The 18553-nt window shown below is 68.3% G+C and carries 18 protein-coding genes and 1 other RNA gene; 11 read left to right on the forward strand and 8 right to left on the reverse strand.

The window, feature by feature from the left end; all coding sequences use genetic code 11:
* Positions 1–9 precede the first annotated feature (9 nt).
* Together smpB and AB0M24_RS13750 are read left to right on the forward strand one after the other, a co-directional pair.
* Positions 10–486, forward strand: a complete 477-nt coding sequence (smpB, locus tag AB0M24_RS13745; RefSeq protein WP_363765804.1) for an SsrA-binding protein SmpB — start codon at positions 10–12, stop codon at positions 484–486.
* On the forward strand, positions 486–1313 hold the full coding sequence (locus AB0M24_RS13750; RefSeq protein ID WP_363765807.1) for an amidohydrolase family protein: 828 nt from the start codon (positions 486–488) through the stop codon (positions 1311–1313). The genes smpB and AB0M24_RS13750 overlap by 1 nt, the downstream gene beginning before the upstream one ends.
* Here the strand turns inward: AB0M24_RS13750 and AB0M24_RS13755 are convergent.
* Both AB0M24_RS13755 and AB0M24_RS13760 read right to left on the reverse strand, forming a co-directional pair.
* Positions 1298–1939 carry a response regulator transcription factor gene (locus AB0M24_RS13755; RefSeq protein ID WP_030470389.1) on the reverse strand — a complete coding sequence of 214 codons (642 nt, stop codon included), beginning with the start codon at positions 1937–1939 and terminating at the stop codon, positions 1298–1300. The two genes, AB0M24_RS13750 and AB0M24_RS13755, sit on opposite strands and share 16 nt — an antisense overlap.
* A complete protein-coding gene (locus AB0M24_RS13760; RefSeq protein ID WP_363765811.1) occupies positions 1927–3165 on the reverse strand; it encodes a sensor domain-containing protein in 1239 nt (412 codons plus the stop codon). The genes AB0M24_RS13755 and AB0M24_RS13760 overlap by 13 nt, the downstream gene beginning before the upstream one ends.
* A gap of 122 nt (positions 3166–3287) precedes the next feature.
* Between AB0M24_RS13760 and ssrA the strand changes: the two genes are divergently transcribed.
* Positions 3288–3660: a transfer-messenger RNA gene (gene ssrA / locus AB0M24_RS13765) on the forward strand.
* 230 nt (positions 3661–3890) lie between these two features.
* Here the strand turns inward: ssrA and AB0M24_RS13770 are convergent.
* Complete coding sequence (locus AB0M24_RS13770; protein ID WP_363765814.1) at positions 3891–4688, reverse strand: helix-turn-helix transcriptional regulator; 798 nt, start codon at positions 4686–4688, stop codon at positions 3891–3893.
* Positions 4689–4957: 269 nt separating this feature from the next.
* Here AB0M24_RS13770 and AB0M24_RS13775 point away from each other — a divergent pair, with 269 nt between their 5' ends.
* The 4 genes from AB0M24_RS13775 to AB0M24_RS13790 are packed head-to-tail and all read left to right on the forward strand — an operon-like array spanning position 4958 to position 7867.
* On the forward strand, positions 4958–5326 hold the full coding sequence (locus AB0M24_RS13775; RefSeq protein WP_363765817.1) for a hypothetical protein: 369 nt from the start codon (positions 4958–4960) through the stop codon (positions 5324–5326).
* A 51-nt stretch (positions 5327–5377) separates the two neighbouring features.
* On the forward strand, positions 5378–6358 hold the full coding sequence (locus AB0M24_RS13780; RefSeq protein WP_363765820.1) for a GlxA family transcriptional regulator: 981 nt from the start codon (positions 5378–5380) through the stop codon (positions 6356–6358).
* A gap of 42 nt (positions 6359–6400) precedes the next feature.
* Positions 6401–7039 carry an HD domain-containing protein gene (locus tag AB0M24_RS13785; protein WP_363765823.1) on the forward strand — a complete coding sequence of 213 codons (639 nt, stop codon included), beginning with the start codon at positions 6401–6403 and terminating at the stop codon, positions 7037–7039.
* A 15-nt stretch (positions 7040–7054) separates the two neighbouring features.
* A complete protein-coding gene (locus tag AB0M24_RS13790; protein WP_363765826.1) occupies positions 7055–7867 on the forward strand; it encodes an NADP-dependent oxidoreductase in 813 nt (270 codons plus the stop codon).
* On the opposite strand, the gene AB0M24_RS13795 is transcribed toward AB0M24_RS13790, so the two are convergent.
* Positions 7851–8768 carry a saccharopine dehydrogenase gene (locus AB0M24_RS13795; RefSeq protein ID WP_363765829.1) on the reverse strand — a complete coding sequence of 306 codons (918 nt, stop codon included), beginning with the start codon at positions 8766–8768 and terminating at the stop codon, positions 7851–7853. The two genes, AB0M24_RS13790 and AB0M24_RS13795, sit on opposite strands and share 17 nt — an antisense overlap.
* 53 nt (positions 8769–8821) lie before the next feature.
* Here AB0M24_RS13795 and AB0M24_RS13800 point away from each other — a divergent pair, with 53 nt between their 5' ends.
* The 4 genes from AB0M24_RS13800 to menC are packed head-to-tail and all read left to right on the forward strand — an operon-like array spanning position 8822 to position 12998.
* Positions 8822–9769 carry a helix-turn-helix domain-containing protein gene (locus tag AB0M24_RS13800; protein WP_363765832.1) on the forward strand — a complete coding sequence of 316 codons (948 nt, stop codon included), beginning with the start codon at positions 8822–8824 and terminating at the stop codon, positions 9767–9769.
* 25 nt (positions 9770–9794) lie between these two features.
* Positions 9795–11204, forward strand: a complete 1410-nt coding sequence (locus tag AB0M24_RS13805; RefSeq protein WP_363765835.1) for an amino acid permease — start codon at positions 9795–9797, stop codon at positions 11202–11204.
* Positions 11194–11901 carry a hypothetical protein gene (locus tag AB0M24_RS13810; protein ID WP_363765838.1) on the forward strand — a complete coding sequence of 236 codons (708 nt, stop codon included), beginning with the start codon at positions 11194–11196 and terminating at the stop codon, positions 11899–11901. The genes AB0M24_RS13805 and AB0M24_RS13810 overlap by 11 nt, the downstream gene beginning before the upstream one ends.
* On the forward strand, positions 11898–12998 hold the full coding sequence (gene menC, locus AB0M24_RS13815) for an o-succinylbenzoate synthase (RefSeq protein WP_363765841.1): 1101 nt from the start codon (positions 11898–11900) through the stop codon (positions 12996–12998). Before AB0M24_RS13810 ends, menC begins: the two co-directional genes overlap by 4 nt.
* Here the strand turns inward: menC and AB0M24_RS13820 are convergent.
* Genes AB0M24_RS13820 through hrpB form a run of 4 tightly spaced genes read right to left on the reverse strand, consistent with a single transcriptional unit; the run spans position 12986 to position 18537 of the window.
* Entirely contained in the window at positions 12986–13585 is a 600-nt protein-coding gene (locus AB0M24_RS13820; protein WP_363765844.1) for a hypothetical protein, read from the reverse strand. The two genes, menC and AB0M24_RS13820, sit on opposite strands and share 13 nt — an antisense overlap.
* Positions 13582–14664, reverse strand: a complete 1083-nt coding sequence (locus AB0M24_RS13825) for a nucleotide disphospho-sugar-binding domain-containing protein (RefSeq protein WP_363765847.1) — start codon at positions 14662–14664, stop codon at positions 13582–13584. The genes AB0M24_RS13820 and AB0M24_RS13825 overlap by 4 nt, the downstream gene beginning before the upstream one ends.
* 25 nt (positions 14665–14689) lie before the next feature.
* Positions 14690–16270: a GMC oxidoreductase gene (locus tag AB0M24_RS13830; RefSeq protein WP_363765850.1), complete on the reverse strand. Its 1581-nt coding sequence runs from the start codon at positions 16268–16270 to the stop codon at positions 14690–14692.
* Positions 16267–18537, reverse strand: coding sequence for an ATP-dependent helicase HrpB (hrpB, locus tag AB0M24_RS13835; protein ID WP_363765853.1), 2271 nt, complete (start codon positions 18535–18537; stop codon positions 16267–16269). The genes AB0M24_RS13830 and hrpB overlap by 4 nt, the downstream gene beginning before the upstream one ends.
* Between the last annotated feature and the right edge of the window lie 16 nt (positions 18538–18553).

The following is an 18553-nucleotide window of genomic DNA, read 5'->3' on the forward strand; positions in this document are numbered from 1 at the left end:
GTTGTCGCCATGGTCAAGGAACGCGGGCAGAAGGTCATCGCGTCGAACCGCAAGGCTCGGCACGACTGGACCATTCTGGACACCTACGAGGCGGGCATTCAGCTCGTCGGCACCGAGGTGAAGAGCCTGCGCATGGGACGGGCGTCCCTCGTGGACGCCTTCGCCCAGGTCGACGACGGCGAGATCTGGCTGCACGCGCTGCACATCCCGGAGTACGTCGCGGGGACGTGGACGAACCACGAGGTCCGGCGCAAGCGCAAGCTCTTGCTGCACAAGGCGGAGATCGAACGGCTGATCGGCAAGACCAAGGAGTCCGGTCTGTCGCTCGTTCCGCTGCAGATGTACTTCAAGGACGGCTACGTCAAGGTCGAGATCGCCCTCGCGAAGGGCAAGAAGGCCTACGACAAGCGCCAGGACATCGCGAAGCGCGACGCCAACCGCGAGATCGCGAAGGCGCACGGACGAGCTCTGAAGGGCCGCTACTGATGGCATTGGTGGACATTCACGTCCACTTCATGCCGCAGAACGTCCTCGACAAGGTCTGGGCGTACTTCGACCGCGTGCGCGAGTCCGGTGTCGACTGGTTCATCCAGTACAGGACCGACGAGAACGCCCGGCTCACCGCACTGCGGGAGCTGGGCGTTTCCGCGTTCGCGCCGCTGGTCTACCCGCACCGGCCGGGGATGGCGGAGTGGCTGAACGAGTGGGTCGCGGACTTCGCGGTCCGTGTGCCCGAGGCTGTCCAGACGGGCACGTTCTACGCCGAGCCGGGCGCCGACGCGTACGTGCGGAAGGCGTTGGAGGCCGGTGCGCGGTGCTTCAAGTCGCACGTCCAGGTCGGCGCCTACGACCCGCGCGACGACCTGCTGGACGGCGTCTGGGGCCAGCTCACCGAGGCGGGTGTGCCCGTGGTGGTGCACTGCGGTGACGGGCCGTACCCCGGCCAGCACACCGGACTCGGGATCTTCGAGGCCGTCCTGAGGAAGCACCCGTCGTTGACCGCGGTGATCGCACACGCGGGGATGCCGGACTACTCAGGAGCGCTGGACCTGGTCGAGCGGTACGAGAACGTCCACGTCGACACCACCATGGTCGGCACGCCGTTCAGCGAGCGGATGGTGCCGTTGCCGGCCGGGTGGTCGAAGCGGGTCGCCGGGCTCGCCGACCGGGTCGTGCTCGGCAGCGACTTCCCGAACATCCCGTACCCGTACGAGGTGCAGCTCGACGCGATCCGCGGGTGGGGCCTTCCCGCCGCCGCCGAGCAGGCGATCCTGCACGACAACGGCGCTCGCTTGCTTCAGCTGTCCAGGTAGGCGAGGACAGCGCGCACCCGGCGGTGCTCGGAGTTCGACGGCTCCAGGCCGAGCTTGGCGAAGATGTTGCCGACGTGCTTCTCCACGGCGCCGTCGGACACCACGAGCGTGGCGGCGATGGCGGTGTTGGACAGTCCCTGTGCCATCAGCCCGAGCACCTCGCGTTCGCGGGGCGTCAACGAGTCGACTGGGCTCTTCTTGCTGCGCACCATGAGCTGCGTGATCACCTCGTGGTCGATGCTCGTGCCGCCGTCAGCGACCCTGCGCACCGCGTCGACGAACTCCTTCACGTCCGCGACCCGCTCCTTCAGCAGATAGCCGACGCCGCTGGCACCGCCCGCGAGCAGCTCCACGGCGTAGCGCTCCTCGACGTACTGCGAGAGCACCAGCACCGGCAGTCCCGGATAGCGGCGGCGGCACTCGATGGCCGCGCGCAGACCCTCGTCCGTGAACGTCGGGGGCATCCGCACGTCCACCACGCACAGGTCCGGCTTGTGCTCGGTCACGGCGTCGAGCAGCCCGTCGCCGTTCTCCACTGCCGCAACGGTCTCGATGCCCTCGTCGGCGAGCAACCGCTGCACGCCCTCCCTCAGCAGCACCGAGTCCTCGGCGATCACCACGCGCACGGCAACTCCGCTCGAATAACGGTCGGCCCACCAACGGGGCTGACGACGACAACCACACCGTCGATCGTGGCGGCGCGGTCGGCCAGCCCGGCGAGACCGCCGCCCGGCTTCAGCTCCGCGCCACCCCGACCGTTGTCGGTGACCTCGACCAGCACACCCGTCTCGACCCGGTTGACCTTGACGGTCGCCCTGGTGGCGCCGGAGTGCTTGGTGATGTTCGTGAGCGCCTCGCCGACGGTGAAGTACGCGGCGCTCTCGACCGCTGTGGGCGGCCGCGGTTCGACGTTGACGCTGAGCTCGACCTCGATCGGGACGCGTGCGGCGAGGGCGGACAGCGCCGCGTCGAGTCCTCGGTCACCGAGCACCGACGGGTAGATGCCCCGCGCCAGGTCCCGCAGCTCCCGGATGGCTTCCTTCGCGTCCGCGTGCGCCTCGGCGATCAGCACCGCGGCGCCCTCGGGATCGGAGTCCATTTTGGACTTCGCCCGGCCCAGACCCATGGCCACCGCGACAAGTCGTTGCTGCGCGCCGTCGTGCAGGTCGCGTTCGATGCGCCGGCGCTCCGCCTCGGCTGCCTCGACACCCCGGGCCCGGCTGGACTGCAGCCGTTCCGCCTCGATCGCCAGCGCGTCGGCACGCGTCGGGCCGAGCATCGCGCGGGCGAACGCACCGTGCAGCGCGCCCATCCACTTGGTGCCGATGACCGCGAACGGGACCAGCGCCAGCCCGATCGCCGCGACCGGCAGCGCCGAGTAGAACGAGTCGATCGTCCAGAACTCACCCACGATGACCGCGAACGGCGCGTCGTCGATCCAGAACGGCACGGCGACGAACGCCAGCGTGATCGCCCACATCGCGACGAACAACGTGTACTCCACCGCGGCCACCGGCACGAGCACCGCCAGGTAGCCGAGGTCGCGCCACGTCGCGGGGTCGGTGAACTGGTTCTTCCACTTCTCGAGCGCCGAGCCCTCGATCTTCGGGCGGTACGGCCGGGGGATGTCCGTGCGCAACGCCATGCGCACCCACGCCCGCTCCATCGACGCGCCCGCGCGCCCCACGTTCATCGCGAGCCAGAGGATCGGGAAGCCGACCCAGAGGACGGCCGTCGCCAGCCCGACCACGGTCAGCACGAAGGTGAGGGTGAACCAGAAGATGCCGGTCACCAGGTGGGTCAGCAGGTAGAACCCGGCTGCGAGCGCGTTCGGTTTCCTCATGCTGTCCATGGTGTCGTTCCCGCTGGTCAGGGACCATCTGGCTAGCCATGAGGTCCAGGGTGGGGACAGCCCTACCTGCCTCGGGAAGAACTGGTTGGCCCCCGTCGTTATGCTATGCGTAACCAAGACCAGGGGGTGAACGGTTTCGACTGTGGACGTTGATTCAGGGGAAGCGTGCCGGTGCAGGCGAGAGACCACCGCAAGCGTCATCGCAAACCAATAAGCGCCACGTCTAACGACAAGCGCGCGTTCGCTCTCGCCGCCTGAGGCGAGTAGCAACGCTGTCGGCCTAGGAGTGCCTTCGGCCTAGTTTCCGGCATCAGCTAGAGGGCTTACCAGCAGTCTCGGCCACGGGGACTGTTCGGGAAACTCACAGTGGCTGGGCCCGTCACACCAGCTCGTCCACGTGACTGGTGGGGTCAAGCAAAGACATAGTGGACTGCGCACGGAGAAGCCCTGATGAGCCGCCACAGGACCCGGGTTCGATTCCCGGCACCTCCACTCGGCCGAAGGCTGCTCGGTGGCCCCGCAGGGGCCACCTTCGCCTTTCTCGTTCCGGGTTTTGTTCTGGGGGGCGACCCCCAGACCCCCGAGGTTCGGGCGCTAGGCGCCCTCGCGGGTGGGTGTCTGGCCAGCGTCCTTGCTGGTGAGTTTGGATGGCGAGTGCTCTGCCAGAGCACTCGCCGTTTCTCGTTTCTGGGTGTTGCTGCCGTGTTGGAGTGCAGGTCGCTGGGCTAGCAGTTGGGCAGGCCCAGGCCGCCGCGGTCCCGCGGCTTGACGTAGACCTCGGAGAGGTAGCCGCTGCTGCCGCCCGGCATCTGGATGCGGTACCAGAGCGTGGAGCGGGCGGCGTTGGGGTTGGTCTTGGACTCCGGGGCGTCGAGGTTGTAGTTGACCAGTTCGGCGCCGACGGTGTGGCAGACGGCGACGAGCAGGGCGCCGCTGGTCACCTCGGTGTCCTCCAGTTTGCAGCCGTGGCGGGAGCATGAACCGATGGTCCGCGTCGAGAGGTAGACCGGCGTGGTGTCCTCGCGCAGGTCGGAGGCGCCGAGCGCGACCTTGTTCTGCACCTCCAGGACCATGGGGCGATCGGCCTGGGGAGTCGTGCTGCTGGGCGGGTTCGCGGTCGAGCGGTTCTGGGTGATGACCAGGGTGCCCAGCGTGGCCAGGGCGGCGGCGGTCAGGGCGATCGCGATGCCCGCGACGATCAAGCGACGGCGGGGAACGGGCACCGGTGGGACGACCTCTTCGGGTGCTGCTACCGGTTCAGCGGCCAAGGCGGCGTGGCGGGCTTTCCAGGCGGTGATCTCCTGCGCGGGGAGGCCTGCGGCGGTGAGCACGTCCACGATCAGTTCCGGCTTGGGGAGGGTGGTGCCGTTGATCGCACGGGAGATGGTCGACTTCGACCAGGGCACGCGTTGCTCGGCGGCCCGCAGGGAGAGGTTGTGGCGCTGGATGGTGGCCGCGAAGTCGGCGAGGAAGGCGGGAACGGTGTCGTCAGGTCTTCGGCCGTTGACCGGGGGATTCGTCATCGGCTCAGCGTCGCTGAGGTGCTGCCGGGCCGATACCAGCCATCGAGGGACTCGGCGCCTGTCGACCGGGTGATGTGGTGTCCTGGGACACGTGGGACGGAAGAAGACAGGCTTGGCCGTTCGCTGAGGGCGATCGTGTTCTCCTTGCGCGGGACGGAAAATGAGCCGTCTCGGAGACGGTGGTCCTCTGGCGGCGCGCGATCTCGTCCCGGAAGTTTCGGGGTGAACCCGCTGGTCATGCGGGTCCGAGTTCCGGGAGGGAGAAAGTGATGAGGTACAGGACTTTCGTCAGCTGCGTTCTGGTTCTCGGGGTGATGGCGATGCCCACCGCACAGGCATCCGCCACCACGAGGACCGCGGCGTGCGGTTTTGCTGCCTACCCGCCGGCGAGGAGCGGGAGCAACGTGGTCGGTTGGGGTGAGAAGTGGGGCTGCGGCGGTGGCACGTCGTGGACCATCACCGTGCAACGGCACCGCAGTGGAGCCTGGTGGCAGAACGAGGCCAGGAACTTCGGCACGGGTGACGGCTGGTTGTCCGCGTCTGCAGGTTGCGTGGGTGGGACGTGGACCTATCGCACGATCCTCGAGTCGAACGTCGGCCACAAGTCGGTGAGCGCGCACGCGACCATCACCTGCTGAGCACCTGTGGCGCCGCGGCGGGTGGCCACGCCGCGGCGCCACCGGGCTGACATGCTGAGTCGTGTGGTGAGTGGCCGCAGGATCGTCTTCCTCGTGTTCGACGGCATGAAGATGCTGGACGTCACGGGGCCTGCCGAGGTGTTCGCGGAGGCCGACCTCGCCGGGGCCGGGTACGAGATCAGCTACGTCTCGCCGTCGGGCGAACCCGTGACGACCTCGGTGGGCGTGCGGCTGCCGGTCGACGGGACCGCTGACGGCGTGGCCGAGGCCGACACGGTCATCGTGTCCGGCGGGGACCAGTTGCCTCGCGAGCCCATTCCGCGCGATCTCGTTGCCGCGATCCAGGTGTTGCAGGCACGTACGCGGCGGCTGGTGTCGATCTGCACCGGGTCGTTCGCGCTGGCCGCGGCCGGGGTGTTGAGCGGAAGGAGAGCCACCACGCACTGGCGGGTCGCGGATCGTCTCGCGCGCGCCCATCCCGATGTGCAGGTGGAAGCGGACGCGCTGTTCGTCGAGGACAAAGGCGTGTTCACGTCGGCCGGGGTGTCGGCGGGCATGGATCTCGCGCTGGCGCTGGTCGAGCAGGACTACGGGCCTGACCTGGCTCGGACCGTGGCGCGCAACCTGGTGATGTTCATGCAGCGGCCGGGCGGGCAGTCGCAGTTCAGTGCGCCGTTGCAGGTCAGGAGGCCGCGCACGCCGGCGCTGCGGGAGGTGGTGGACCTGGTGTCGGCTCAGCCGGCGCTCGACCACAGCGCGCGGTCGTTGGCCGCACGGGTCGGGGTCAGTTCGAGGCACCTGGCGCGGCTGTTCGCGAGCGAGCTGGACACGACGCCCGCGCGGTTCGTGGAGCAGATCAGGCTCGATCACGCCAAAGCGTTGCTGGACGCCGGGCACGGGGTCGCGCAGACGGCGAAACAAGCCGGGTTCGGCAGTGCGGAGACCATGCGGCGGGTGTTCGTGGCGCGGCTCGGGGCGTCGCCGAGCGAGTACCGGTCGCGGATGTCCACATCTGTGGGGTGGCGGTCCTGATTGACGGTTCTCGAAGGTCGGCCCCAAGCCGAGCATTGGGGCATGGCTGAAGTTATCGCTGGTGTGGAGATTCCCGACACCGAACTGGTGCGCTCGGCGACCGAGCTCGTTCGCAAGGTCACGGACGACACGTTGTTCCACCACTCGCGCCGGGTGTTCCTGTGGGGCGCGTTGAAGGCCGCCAAGCGCGGGTTGGACGTCGACCTGGAGCTGGCGTACGTGGGTGGACTGTTTCACGACCTGGGGCTGACCGAGTTCTACGCGTCGAAGGACATCCGGTTCGAGATCGACGGCGCCGAGGCCGCGAAGGCGTTCCTGCTGGAGCACGGCCGGTCCGAGCAGGACGCGCGGAACGTGTGGCTGGCGATCGCCCTGCACACGACGCCCGAGATCCCGGTGCGGTTGTCGCCCGAGATCGCCGCGATCGCGCTCGGCGTGAAGACCGACGTGCTCGGCATCGGGCTGGACGAGCTCACCGACGAGGAGAAGGCCGAGGTGGTGGCCGCACATCCCCGGCCCGACTTCAAGAATCGCATCCTCGAGGCGTTCTACGCGGGCATGGCTCACCGGCCGAACACTACCTACGGGACGATGAACGACGACGTCCTCGCGCACTTCGACCCGGAATTCAAGCGGACGGATTTCGTTGACCTGATCAAGGCCAATGCCTGGCCGGAGTGAGGTCTGGGGGACTTGATGCGTGCTGTGCGGGTCGAGGAACGGGAACTGCGGGTCGTCGACGTGCCGGAGTTCGCTCCGGGACCGGGTGAGCTGCTGATCAGGACGGTCGCGAGCAGCGTCAACCCGGTCGACGACAAGACCCGGCAAGGGCTCTTCGGCGAGGTCGAGGAACTCGGCTGGGATCTCGCCGGGGTCGTCGTCACGGGTCGCGGGGACTTCCAACCCGGCGATCGGGTGATCGCGATGTCCCACCAGCTCAGCACGGGTCGGGGGACCTGGGCGGATTTCGTGGCCATCCCGGAGGCATCGGTCTCACCGGCGCCGGAGACCGCCAGTTTCGTGGAAGCTGCGACGTTGCCGCTGGCCGGGCTGACCGCGGTGCAGGCGTTGGACTGGCTCCAACTCCGAACGGGGGAACGGCTGCTCGTCGCGGGTGCCGCCGGGGCTGTCGGGGGCCTGGCGGTGCAGCTGGCGAGAGCACGGGGAGTCGAGGTCGACGAGCTGACGCGGGAGAACCGGGAGATCGGCCGCGACTACGACGCCGTCTTCGACACGTACGGCGCGTTCGTCGTGGACCTGGTGGCAGACGGCGGCAGGTACGCGTCGATCGCCAGTCAGGCCGGGCCGGTGCCGAAGCAGGCCGGGGTGAGGACCACGAACATCGAGGTGCGCGAGGACGGCGCCGGGCTGCGGGAGCTGGTCAAACTCGTCGACGACGGCGTGCTCACCCTGCGAGTGGACTCGACGTTCCCGGTCCGCGACGTTCGGGCCGCCCACGAGAGGTTCTGGCAGGGCGGCCTGAACGGCAAGGTCACGCTGCTGTTTTGAGGTGCTGGGAGAGGGCGTCGAGGAAGTCGCGGGCGTCGAACATCGCGCCCGCCGACGCCACCCCGGTGACCTTGAAACGGTTCGTGAGCAGGCGCTCCACCGCTTCGACGGCCAGCGGTGCGCTCACCGCGTAGATGTCGCGACCGGCGACGGTCATCCTGCGTTCCTCGTCACCTCGACGCACCCGCACGTCGACCTCGAACGTCTCGGGCTCGGCACGGTCGGCGGCGTCGCTCAGGCCCTGGGCCGCCGAGGCCGACATGTAGGAGGTCACCGACGGGATCGGCAGGTGGCTGGGGATCGTGACGATGTCCGCCATCGAGAACTCGCCGATGACCTCGCGCGGGCCGCTGGGGAACTCCCACTCCGAGGCCGGCGGGGTGTCGGAGTGGTACTGCAGTTCGCCGTCGCGGAACCGGACGCGCTGGCCGCCCCGCCTTTCCCGCGAGACCGCGCCGGCGGTGAGCGTGCCCGCGGTGGGCTGCCAGCCGCTGAGGCCGTAGGCGACGTGGGCGGAGTCGGCGGACGTCCAGTCGCCGAGCGCGGCCGTGACGAGCAGGTCGCCGAGGCCGCCGAAGAACGCCATCGCGGGCACGACCGGGATCGAGGCGCCGCGGGCGAACGTGTCCGCGTTCGCCTCGATCTCGGCGGCCACGTCGACGTACGGGATGCCCGCGCGTTCGGCGGCGGAGATCAGCGGGAGGGCCGTCACCGCGAACGGGCCAGCCGTGTTGATCACCGCCGCAGCGCCCACGAGCGCACGGTCCAAAGCCTGGGCGTCGTCGGCGGTTGCTTGCGCACGTCCGAACGGCATCGGCGTGAAGCCGCGCTTTTCCAGCTCTGCCACCACGAAGCGCCCAGTGAGTCCGGAAGCGCCGTACACCGCGATCTTGTGTCCCATGTGGACCATCCAAGCGGCGGACGAGAAAACCAACTAGTGTCTGGAACGACACGATGCGTACAGTTTCAGACATGCTCGCGTTCGCCGTGACCGACGGGATGCTCCACTTCGAGCTCGCCGCCACGTACGAGATCTTCACCGCCCCGCAGCTCGGCTACGACGTCAGGATCTGCGGCAGCGGTCCCGTCCGCGTCGGACGGTTCACGATGGACCCCGACCTGCCCCTCGACCAGCTCGACCGCGCCGGCACGGTGATCGTGCCCGCCATCGAGGACGTGGATCAGCCCATCGATCCCGACCTCGTCCAAGCCGTCAAAGCGGCCCACGAGAAGGGTGCGCGGATCGTGTCGTTGTGCACGGGCGCGTTCGTGCTCGCGGAGGCCGGACTGCTCGACGGCCTCAAGGCGACCACGCACTGGGCGCACACCGACGTGATGGCCGAGCGGTATCCACGCGTCCAGGTCGACCCGGACGTCCTGTACGTCGACAACGGCCAGGTGCTCACGAGCGCGGGCAAGGCGGCCGCGATCGACCTGAGCCTGCACCTGATCCGCGCGGACCACGGCACCGCGACGGCCAACACCGCGGCGCGAAGGCTCGTCGTGCCACCTCATCGCGACGGCGGGCAGGCGCAGTTCGTGCTCGCGCCCGTGCCGTCGGAGGAAGGTCATCCGCTGACCGAGCTGTTCGGCTGGGCGCTGAGCCGTCTGGACCAGACCATCACCGTCGAGGATCTGGCCCGGCAGGCCAACATGAGCTCGCGGCACCTGGCCCGGCTGTTCAAGGCCGTCACCGGGACCACGCCGCTGCAGTGGCTGCACGCCCAGCGGATCCGCCGGGCGCAGGAGCTGCTGGAGATGACCGACGACAGCGTGGACCGAATCGCCGACGCGTCGGGCATGGGCACGGCCACGACGTTGCGCAGGCACTTCCACCGAACGGTCGGTGTGCCACCGGACACATATCGCCGCACGTTCCGCCCGGTTGGAGGCCGCCAATAACTGAGTCACGGGTTAGGTTGTCCGGATGAGCAACGAACAGCGCATCGGGGCGCGGGTGTTGCGGCGCAAGCCGATCGACCAGCTGACTCACCCTGGCAGCGAACTCAGGCGCACCATGGGTGTCGGTCACCTCACGATGATCAGCATCGGTGCCACCCTCGGCACCGGCATCTTCGTCGTGCTGGGTGAGGCGGTGCCGCTCGCCGGCCCCGCGATCGTGGTGTCGTTCGTCCTCGCCGGCATCACCGCGTTGTTCTCCGCGCTGTCGTACGCCGAGCTCGCGGGCCTCATCCCCGCGTCCGGCTCGTCGTACTCCTACGCCTACGCCACGCTCGGCGAGATCGTCGCGTGGGTCTGCGGCTGGTGCCTCGTGCTGGAGTACGGGGTGTCGGTCGCGGCGGTCGCGGTCGGGTGGGGGCAGTACATCAACGAGCTGCTGCACCTGGTGACGGGGCTGCGGATTCCGGACGCGCTGAGTCAGCCGCCGGGCGCGGGCGGGATCGTCAACATCCCGGCCGTGCTGGTCGTGGTGCTCTCGATGCTGGTGCTGCTCGGCGGTTCCAAGGGCAGCGCGCGCACGAACACGATCCTGGTGTGGGTGAAGGTCGGCTCGCTGCTGATGTTCTGCGCGGTGGCGTTCACGGCGTTCAAGGCCGGCAACCTGCAGCCTCTGTTCCCGTTGGGACTCGCGGGCATGAGCGCCGGCGCGGCCACGTTGTTCTTCTCCTACATCGGGTTCGACGCCGCGTCGACCGCCGGTGAGGAAGCCAAGAACCCGCAGCGCGACCTGCCGCGCGCGATCATCCTGTCGCTGGTCGTGATCACCGCGCTGTACTGCGCCGTCGCGCTGGCCGCCGTGGGTGCGATGCCGTGGCAGTCGTTCGAGGGCACGGAAGCCGCGTTGAGCCGGGTGCTCACGGACAACGTCAGCGGCGCGATCTGGCCGATCCTGCTGTCGATCGGTGCCGTGGTGGCAACGACTTCCGTCGTGCTGACTGTCCTCTACGGACAGACACGCATTCTGTACGCGATGTCCCGCGACGGGCTGGTGCCGTCGGTCTTCGCGAGGCTCAGCCGCAACGGTGTGCCGTTCGTGAACACGATCGTCGTCGGCTCGTTCATCGGCATTCTGGCGGCGCTGGTGCCGTTGGGGTCGCTGGCCGACGCCACGAGCATCGGCACGTTGTTCGCGTTCGCGCTGGTCAACATCGCGGTGATCATCCTGCGGCGCACCGAACCGGACCGGCAGCGCACGTTCAAGGTGCCGTTCTCGCCGGTCACGCCGATCCTGGGCCTCGCGTTCTGCATCTACATGATGTTCAGTCTCGGGCTCGACACGTGGATCGCGTTCCTCGCCTGGATGGTCCTCGGCTTCGCCATCTACTTCGGTTACAGCGTCAGGAAGGCACGCCTTGCGGTTCCAGGTGATCAGTGACGTTCCGGGCATCGCCCGCGTCGCCGCCTACTACGCCGAGGTCTGGGAGACGACCGAGGACGTGCTGTCCACGGAGACGTTGCACTGCATCCGGCACGCGGGCGGCGCGACGATCGGGGCGTTCGACGGCGAGGAGTTGATCGGTGCGACGACCGGGTTGTTCTGCCCGGACGGCTCGGTGTACTCGATGATCGCGGCGGCGCGGTCCGGCGTCGGGCACTCGTTGAAGCTCGCTCAGAAGGACTGGGCCGTCGGGCTCGGCGCGAAGTCGATGCGGTGGACGTACGACCCGTTGGTGTCGCGCAACGCCCGGTTCAACCTGGTCAAGCTCGGTGCGGTCGTCACCGAGTACACAGTGGACTTCTACGGGCCGATGCGGGACGGCGTGAACGACGGAGACGAGACCGATCGGCTGACCGTGCAGTGGGATCTCACCGGGGCTCGGGAGGCGCACGAGTCCGAGCCCTCCGGTGAGGTGACGGCGTCGGCGCCGGACGGGGAACCGTTGGCGCGCACAGACGGCGAGCGGATCTGGTGTCGAGTACCGCGCGACATCGTGCAGGTGCGCAAGGAGTCGTCGGCTTTGGCGCGGGAGTGGCGAGAGGCGGTCCGCGGCGTGTTCGTGGACGCTTTCTCTCGTGGGTATGTGGCGACGTCGATGTCGCGTGAGGGCTGGTACGAGTTGGAGCGCCGGTGAAGATCGAACGGGTTGAGCTGCTGCACGTCGCGATTCCGCTGGTGTCGCCGTTCCGCACGTCGTTCGGGACGATGACGACCAAGGACACGTTCCTGCTGCGGGTCGTGACGGACGTCGCGGAGGGCTGGTCGGAGTTCGCGGCCGACCCGGAACCGTTGTACTGCTCGGAGTTCGTCGGCGCGGCGGAACTGGTGCTGGACCAGCATCTCGTGCCGCGGGTGACGCCGGAGGTGACGGCCGCCGAAGTGCTGCCGAGGACGCACGCGATCAAGGGCCACCTGCTCGCCAAGGCCACGCTGGAAACCGCGATCCTGGACGCCGAGCTGCGGTCGTATGGGATGTCGATCGGCACCTACCTGGGTGCTACGGCTTCGAAGGTGCCCGCCGGCGTCTCGGTGGGGATCAAGAACTCGATCCCGGAGCTGCTGGCCGACGTCGAGGGCTACCTCGCCGAGGGCTACGCGCGGATCAAGCTCAAGATAGAGCCGGGCTGGGACGTCGAACCGGTGCGCGCTGTGCGGGAACGGTTCGGGGACATCCTGCTGCAGGTCGACGCCAACACCGCGTACACGCTCGCCGACGCTGAACACCTGCGCCGGCTCGACGAGTTCGACCTGCTGCTGATGGAACAGCCGCTGGAAGAGGACGACATCCGCGGGCACGCGTTGCTGGCTCAGCGGATCCGCACGCCGATCTGCCTCGACGAGTCGATCATGTCGGCCAAGGACGCGGCGACGGCGATCGCGCTCGACGCGTGCCGGGTCATCAACATCAAGCCCGCCCGGGTCGGTGGTTACCTGGAGGCGCGTCGCATCCACGATGTCGCGGTGGCGCACGGGATTCCGGTGTGGTGCGGCGGCATGCTGGAGACCGGCATCGGGCGCGGGCCGAACCTCGCGCTCGCCGCGTTGCCGGGGTTCGTGCTGCCGGGTGACGTGTCCGCGTCCCGCCGGTACTTCGCCGAGGACCTCACCGAACCGTTCGAGCTCCAGGACGGCTTCATGCACGTGCCGACCGGGCCGGGCATCGGCATCGACCCGATCCCGGAGACGCTCAAGCGCTTCACCACGGCGACGAACGTGCTCTACAGCTCCTGAAGCTCGCGGGCCAGGTTGATCCGCGCGGCGGCGTCCCACAGCTGCCGCGCGGGTCCGGTCACGTACAGGTCCTCGCGGTCGAGCAACGTCTTCAGCACTTTCGCCCGGCCCGTGCGCCACTGCGAGTCGTCGTACTGCGAGTACTCCTGCCGCACGGCCTGGCTGTAGCGGTCGTAGTGCTCCGGTTCCGAGCCGAGGATGGCGAGGTCGGCGTCGAGCAGCACGTGGGCGAGCGGGTCGTCGGACGAGTGCGTGATCGTGGCCAGCACCAACGACTCCACGCGGGAGATGTGGGCTTCGTCCAGCCCGTGCAGGCGTTCCCGGGCCCAGGCGGCGGACGCGCGTTCGTCCTCGCCCGGCTTGCCGTCGTAGATCACGTCGTGCGCGCAGGCCGCCAACGCGAGGATCGCGCGTTCCTCCGCCGTGAACGCGAAGGCGTCGGCCAGCTGGGACGAGTCGCGGACGACGGTCACCACGTGGAAGGTGTTGTGGTAGCGCCGATGCGGCTCGGCGTAGCGCTCCATCAGGTCACCCGCGTCGGGTGTGCCGCCGAGCGTGCGGACAGCGTCGTCCCAGATCCGTTTCATCGGGCCAGTTCCTCCTCGACCGCGTCGGCGGCCAACGCGCTGCCGCCCGCCCGGTGAATCATCCGCTGCATGTCCTTGACCCGCGCGGAGATCGCGGAGTCGGACGCCAGCTGACCCACCAACGAGCGCACGCCCTCCTCGGTCACGGTGTCCAGCACCACGCCGAGCCCGAGCTCCTCGACGCGCTGGCCGTTGAGCTTCTGGTCGGACATGCGCGGTACGACGATCATCGGCACGCCGTGGTGCAGCGCCTCCGTGACGCCGGCCAGGCCGCCGTGCGTGATGAACACGCTGGCGTGCTGGAGAACGGCGAGCTGCGGGACGTCCTCGTACGCCTCGACGTTCGGTGCGGGGTTCTCGACGTCGCCCTTCGTGACGAGGTGCCACGGCATTCCGCGCGCCGCGTCCGCGCATGTCTGCGCGTCGATCGTCGCGAGCACAACAGGTTTGTCGGCCGGCGGCGTCCACGTGCCCTGGAATTTTCGTTCGGTGAGACAGGATCCGGCGAAGGTCCAGCGTTCGTCGAACGACTCGCCCTCCGGCTGGAACTCCCTGGGGAACAAGGCGATCCGGCGGCGCGCGCCCGCGACGAACTCCGGCAGCGAGCAGCCGACGAACTCCTGGACCTTCGTGAAGAACCTGATGGCGTTGAGGTCGAAGCCTCGCGCGGGCACCACCGCGGCGCCGAGCGACCAGTTCCCGTTGCTGGTCAGCAGGCTTTCGAGCAACAGGTTCGGGGCGCCGGACCTGCGGGCGATCACGCCGCCGGCCCAGGCCGCTATGTCCCACAGGACGATGTCCGGCGGATCTTGCTGGAACACGTGTTCCAGTTGCGGCAACGCCGACTCCGCTTCGACGAGCGCGAGCTGCGCTGCCTCGTAGAGCGACTCCGGCAGCTCCGCGGGAAGCGTTGACTCGCAAGGGATCGCGTCCGCGCCGCACTCGGTCACGGCTGCCGCGAACGGGGCCGTGACCGGGCAGGACACGCGGTGGCCGCGGCGCACGAGCTCAGCGATCATCCCGAGCGCCGGGAGGACGTGTCCGCGCTCGGGCATCAGGAAGATCGCGATGTGCGCCATAGCTGAGATTAACGTTGTTCGATTCCTAATGGTTCAAATCGGTGGCGGTGATTCGACTCAAGTTCCGTTCCGCGAGTGCTGTGATCGTCACGAACGGGTTGGCGCCGATCGAGCCTCCGATCAGTGAACCGTCTGTCACGTAGAGGTTCTTGTGGCCTTTGACCCGGCCATACTCGTCCGTCGCACGGCCGAGAAGACATCCGCCCAGCGGGTGATAGGTGAAGTCGTCCGAGAAGACTTTCCCGATTCCGAAGAGGTCGAAGCGATATGTACTGAGGTTTGTTCGGTTTATCTCGTCGAACACGCCCTTCACCGCGCGGATCGACGGTTTCATCTGCTCGCGCCGCCAGTCCAGCGTGATGCCGTCGGTCTTGCGGTCGTAGTGGAACGTGCCGCGTTCGGGGTTCTTGGTGATCGCGAGGTAGAGCGAGGCGAGGGTCTCGACGCCGGCCGGAACCGGGGCGATCTCGGCGAACACGTTGCGGTCCTGCCAGGCGTCGATGGCCAGTACGGGCATGCCGGACTGTTGGAAGCCGCCGATCATCGTGCGGGCGGTCATCACGTTGCCGTTCGGGCCCCAGCCGCGGCCGATCTCGTCGCTGAGGTTCGGCAGGTCACCGTTGTCGCGCGCCCGGAGGAGGAGTTCGGTGGTGCCGAGGCTGCCCGCGCCGAGGAACAGGTGGCGGCAGCTGATCTCCTTGGTGCTCAGGAGTTTTCCGAACGGGTCGCGGTGCTCGACGGTGAGCAGGTAGCCGTTTTCGTGCTGCTGGATGCGTTTGACGTGGTGCAGCGGTTTGATCGTGACGTTGCCGGTGGCCAGCGCGTCGGCGAGATAGGTCTTGTCCAGGCTCATCTTGCCGTGGTTGTTGCCGTAGATGACCTCACCGGCCAGTGCGGACTTCGGCGCGGTGCCACGGGCTTCGGCTTCCATGTGGGCGAAGTCGTAGACGTTCGGGATGACCTGCGTGCTGTACCCGGCGTTCGCGGCCTGGCGGCGTGCGGTGCGGGCGTACTGGTACCAGCTCGTGGACTCAAGGAACGCGCTGCGGATCGTGTTGACCCGCAGCGTCTTGTTGGCCAACGGGAAGAACTTGTCGTACATCTCGTCGGCGTCGACGTTCGGCAGGACCTCCTCGAAGTACTCGCGCTTCGGGGTGACGGCCATGCCGCCGTTGACCAGGCTTCCGCCGCCGACACCGCGGCCGAGGTAGACGGACATCTCCTCGAAGTGGACCTTGTCGAGCACCCCGGCGTAGCGCTCGATCGGGCGGTTGACGATCGGCAGGCCCAGCAGCGTTTCCAGCGGTGCTTCGGTGCAGTCCTTGAACCACATCGCGCGGCGGTCCGGGTTCAGCATCGGGCAGAAGATCTTGCCGTCCGGGCCTGGCTCGTTCCACAGCTGGCCCATCTCCAGCATCGTGACCTTGATGCCCTTTTGGCCAAGTCGGAGTGCTGCCACAGCGGCTCCGTAGCCGGTGCCGATGACGACAGCTTCGTCGGGTGCTTCGGCTTTGGCCGTCCCCGTCCCCGTCCCCGTCCCCGTCGCCGTCATGGCCAGCGCCGTCATCCCCAGAAAGCGGCGCCGAGATACCTGAAAACCCCTCATGTGCCCTTACTGTAGGGCCGTTCGGGCCAGTGGTGTTTCGGGTATCTGCCCTTGAGCTCACTGCGCACCCGCAGGTAACCGTTGCGCCAGAAGGTCCTCAGATCGCTGGTCACGGCGGTGGGACGGCCCGCGGGGGAGAGCAGGTGGACGACCACCGGAACTCCCGCGATCTTGGGCGTGTCGGCCCACTTCATCGCGTCCTGGATGCGGACGTGCAGTGCCGGTACGTCCTGGGTGTAGTCGACCTTGCCCTGGCCGATGCGTTCCGGTGCCAGCTGGTCGAACTCCGCTGCCTCCGGCCACGGCAGCATGCCGCGGAGGATCGCCGTCGTGTCGAGTTTGTGGAGGTCCGAGCGCTTCTTCGCCTTGCCGAGGTCGATCGCCTTGATCACGGCCTCGTCGTCGACGCTCGGCCAGTCGCGGGTGCGGTGCAGGAACGCCATGCGTTCGCGCAAGCGTTTGGCGGGGTCGGTCCACTTGAGCAGACCGAGGCCCTCCTGTTCGAGGCCCAGGCGGAGGGCCTGCTGGGACTTGGCGAGGTCGTTGAGGGGGCGTTCGTCGAGGGTGATCGCGCCGAGTTTGCGGACGCTGTTGGCGATGACGTCGCGGTCCCAGCGGATGTCGTCCTCGGTGTGCACGAGGGCTTCCGCTGCGGTGATCGCCAGCTCTTCGTCGGCAGGGGCGGCGAGGCGGACGCGGCCGTGCTTGCTGCCCGGTTCGCGGTCGGCGATCGCGACCGCGAGCCACTTGTTGTGCGAGTCGCTGTGCTCGACCGCCGTGCCGTTGGCCATCAGGTAGACGTTGCTGTTCTTGGACCTGCGCTTGGCCAGGCGTTCCGGGTAGGCGAGAGCGACGACCAGTGCCGGGTCGCCGTTGCCGTGCGGATTGGTGCCGAGCTTTTCGAGTTTCTTGGCTTCCTGGCGCCACTTTCCCGGGGACTTCAGTGCGGTCGCGAGGTCGGTTGTGCTCGGATGCGCGCTGTCGTCGAGCAGCGCGACGACTTCGGCTGCCGTGCGGTTGCCGGCCAGTTCGCTGCCGTCGATGAGGGCGCGGCCGAGGCGTGGGTGCAGGCCGACGTTGGCGATGCGGTCGCGCCGGTCCGGTTCGAGTGCGCCGATCGCGTTCAGGGTTTCCTGGGCTGCTTTGAGCGCGCCTTCCGGTGGGGCGTCCCACCAGCTCAGGTTCTCGCCGTCCGGGGTGCCCCAGACCGCGAGCTCCAGGGCGAGCCTGGTCAGGTCGGCGGTCTTGATCTCCGGTTCCGGGTAGCGGGGGAGCGTCGAGTGTTCGTGCTCAGGCCAGCAGCGGTAGACGCGGCCGGGAGCTTCTCGGCCCGCTCGTCCGGCGCGTTGCTCCGCCACGGCTTGGGACACGCGGATCGTGGCGAGTCCGGCGAGTCCTCTGCGGTGGTCGACTCTGGGGACTCGGGCCAGACCCGCGTCCACGACTGCTCGGACGCCGGGGACGGTGAGGCTCGACTCGGCGATGCTCGTGGCGAGCACGACTCGTTGGTGCTTGCCGGGTTGGAGGGCCGCGTCCTGGACCTGGGACTTGAGCTGGCCGTGCAGGATCACGGTTTCGGCGTTGAGCAGGCTTGCCGTGCGATTGATTTCTCTGACGCCCGGCAGGAACGCGAGCACGTCGCCGTCCACTTCGGACAGTGCTTTGTTGATGGCGCGCGCGACGGTGTTCTCGATGTGCTCGTTGCGCGCCGGCGGGACGTAGGTGATCTCCGTCTTGAACATGCGCGACTCGGTGTGCAGGACAGGAGCGTTTCCGAGAAGGTCGGCGAGTCGTTGTGCGGCAACGGTTGCGGACGTCGCCAGGAGCTTGAGGTCCGGGCGCAGGCCTGCTTTGGCGTCCAGGAGGAGCGTGAGGAGCAGGTCGGCGTCGAGGTGGCGTTCGTGACACTCGTCCAGCAGGACCGTGCCGACGCCCTTGAGCTCCTGGTCGTGCTGCAACCTGCGCACCAGGAGACCGCTGGTCACGACCTCGATGCGGGTGTGCCTGCTCGTCTTGCGGTCGCCCCTCACCGAGTAGCCGACGGTGTGGCCGACCGGTTCGCCCAGGAGGCTCGCCATGCGCGCGGCGGCTGCTCGCGCGGCGATCCGGCGTGGTTCGGCGACGACGACTTTGCCCGGGAGAGCCAGCGGGACGAGCGTGGTCTTGCCGGTTCCCGGTGGGGCGACGAGCACGGCTGATCCGTGGTCGTCGAGCGTTTTGAGGAGTTCCGGTAGGACGGACTTCACCGGGAGATCGGGCAGGTGCACGTCGTTCAGTGTGTCA

The organism is Lentzea sp. NPDC051838, assembly GCF_040681245.1.
In the GTDB taxonomy this organism is placed as follows: domain Bacteria; phylum Actinomycetota; class Actinomycetes; order Mycobacteriales; family Pseudonocardiaceae; genus Lentzea.

Excerpts from the sequence above, each read along its gene's own strand:
- AB0M24_RS13795 (WP_363765829.1), bottom strand. The coding sequence starts at position 8,768 with ATGGGACACAAGATCGCGGTGTACGGCGCTTCCGGACTCACTGGGCGC.
- AB0M24_RS13790 (WP_363765826.1), top strand. The coding sequence starts at position 7,055 with ATGCGTGCTGTGCGGGTCGAGGAACGGGAACTGCGGGTCGTCGACGTG.
- AB0M24_RS13825 (WP_363765847.1), bottom strand. The coding sequence starts at position 14,664 with ATGGCGCACATCGCGATCTTCCTGATGCCCGAGCGCGGACACGTCCTC.
- AB0M24_RS13760 (WP_363765811.1), bottom strand. The coding sequence starts at position 3,165 with ATGGACAGCATGAGGAAACCGAACGCGCTCGCAGCCGGGTTCTACCTG.
- AB0M24_RS13800 (WP_363765832.1), top strand. The coding sequence starts at position 8,822 with ATGCGTACAGTTTCAGACATGCTCGCGTTCGCCGTGACCGACGGGATG.
- smpB (WP_363765804.1), top strand. The coding sequence starts at position 10 with ATGGTCAAGGAACGCGGGCAGAAGGTCATCGCGTCGAACCGCAAGGCT.
- AB0M24_RS13780 (WP_363765820.1), top strand. The coding sequence starts at position 5,378 with ATGCTGAGTCGTGTGGTGAGTGGCCGCAGGATCGTCTTCCTCGTGTTC.
- AB0M24_RS13830 (WP_363765850.1), bottom strand. The coding sequence starts at position 16,270 with ATGAGGGGTTTTCAGGTATCTCGGCGCCGCTTTCTGGGGATGACGGCG.
- AB0M24_RS13820 (WP_363765844.1), bottom strand. The coding sequence starts at position 13,585 with ATGAAACGGATCTGGGACGACGCTGTCCGCACGCTCGGCGGCACACCC.
- AB0M24_RS13785 (WP_363765823.1), top strand. The coding sequence starts at position 6,401 with ATGGCTGAAGTTATCGCTGGTGTGGAGATTCCCGACACCGAACTGGTG.
- AB0M24_RS13770 (WP_363765814.1), bottom strand. The coding sequence starts at position 4,688 with ATGACGAATCCCCCGGTCAACGGCCGAAGACCTGACGACACCGTTCCC.
- AB0M24_RS13805 (WP_363765835.1), top strand. The coding sequence starts at position 9,795 with ATGAGCAACGAACAGCGCATCGGGGCGCGGGTGTTGCGGCGCAAGCCG.
- AB0M24_RS13750 (WP_363765807.1), top strand. The coding sequence starts at position 486 with ATGGCATTGGTGGACATTCACGTCCACTTCATGCCGCAGAACGTCCTC.
- AB0M24_RS13775 (WP_363765817.1), top strand. The coding sequence starts at position 4,958 with ATGAGGTACAGGACTTTCGTCAGCTGCGTTCTGGTTCTCGGGGTGATG.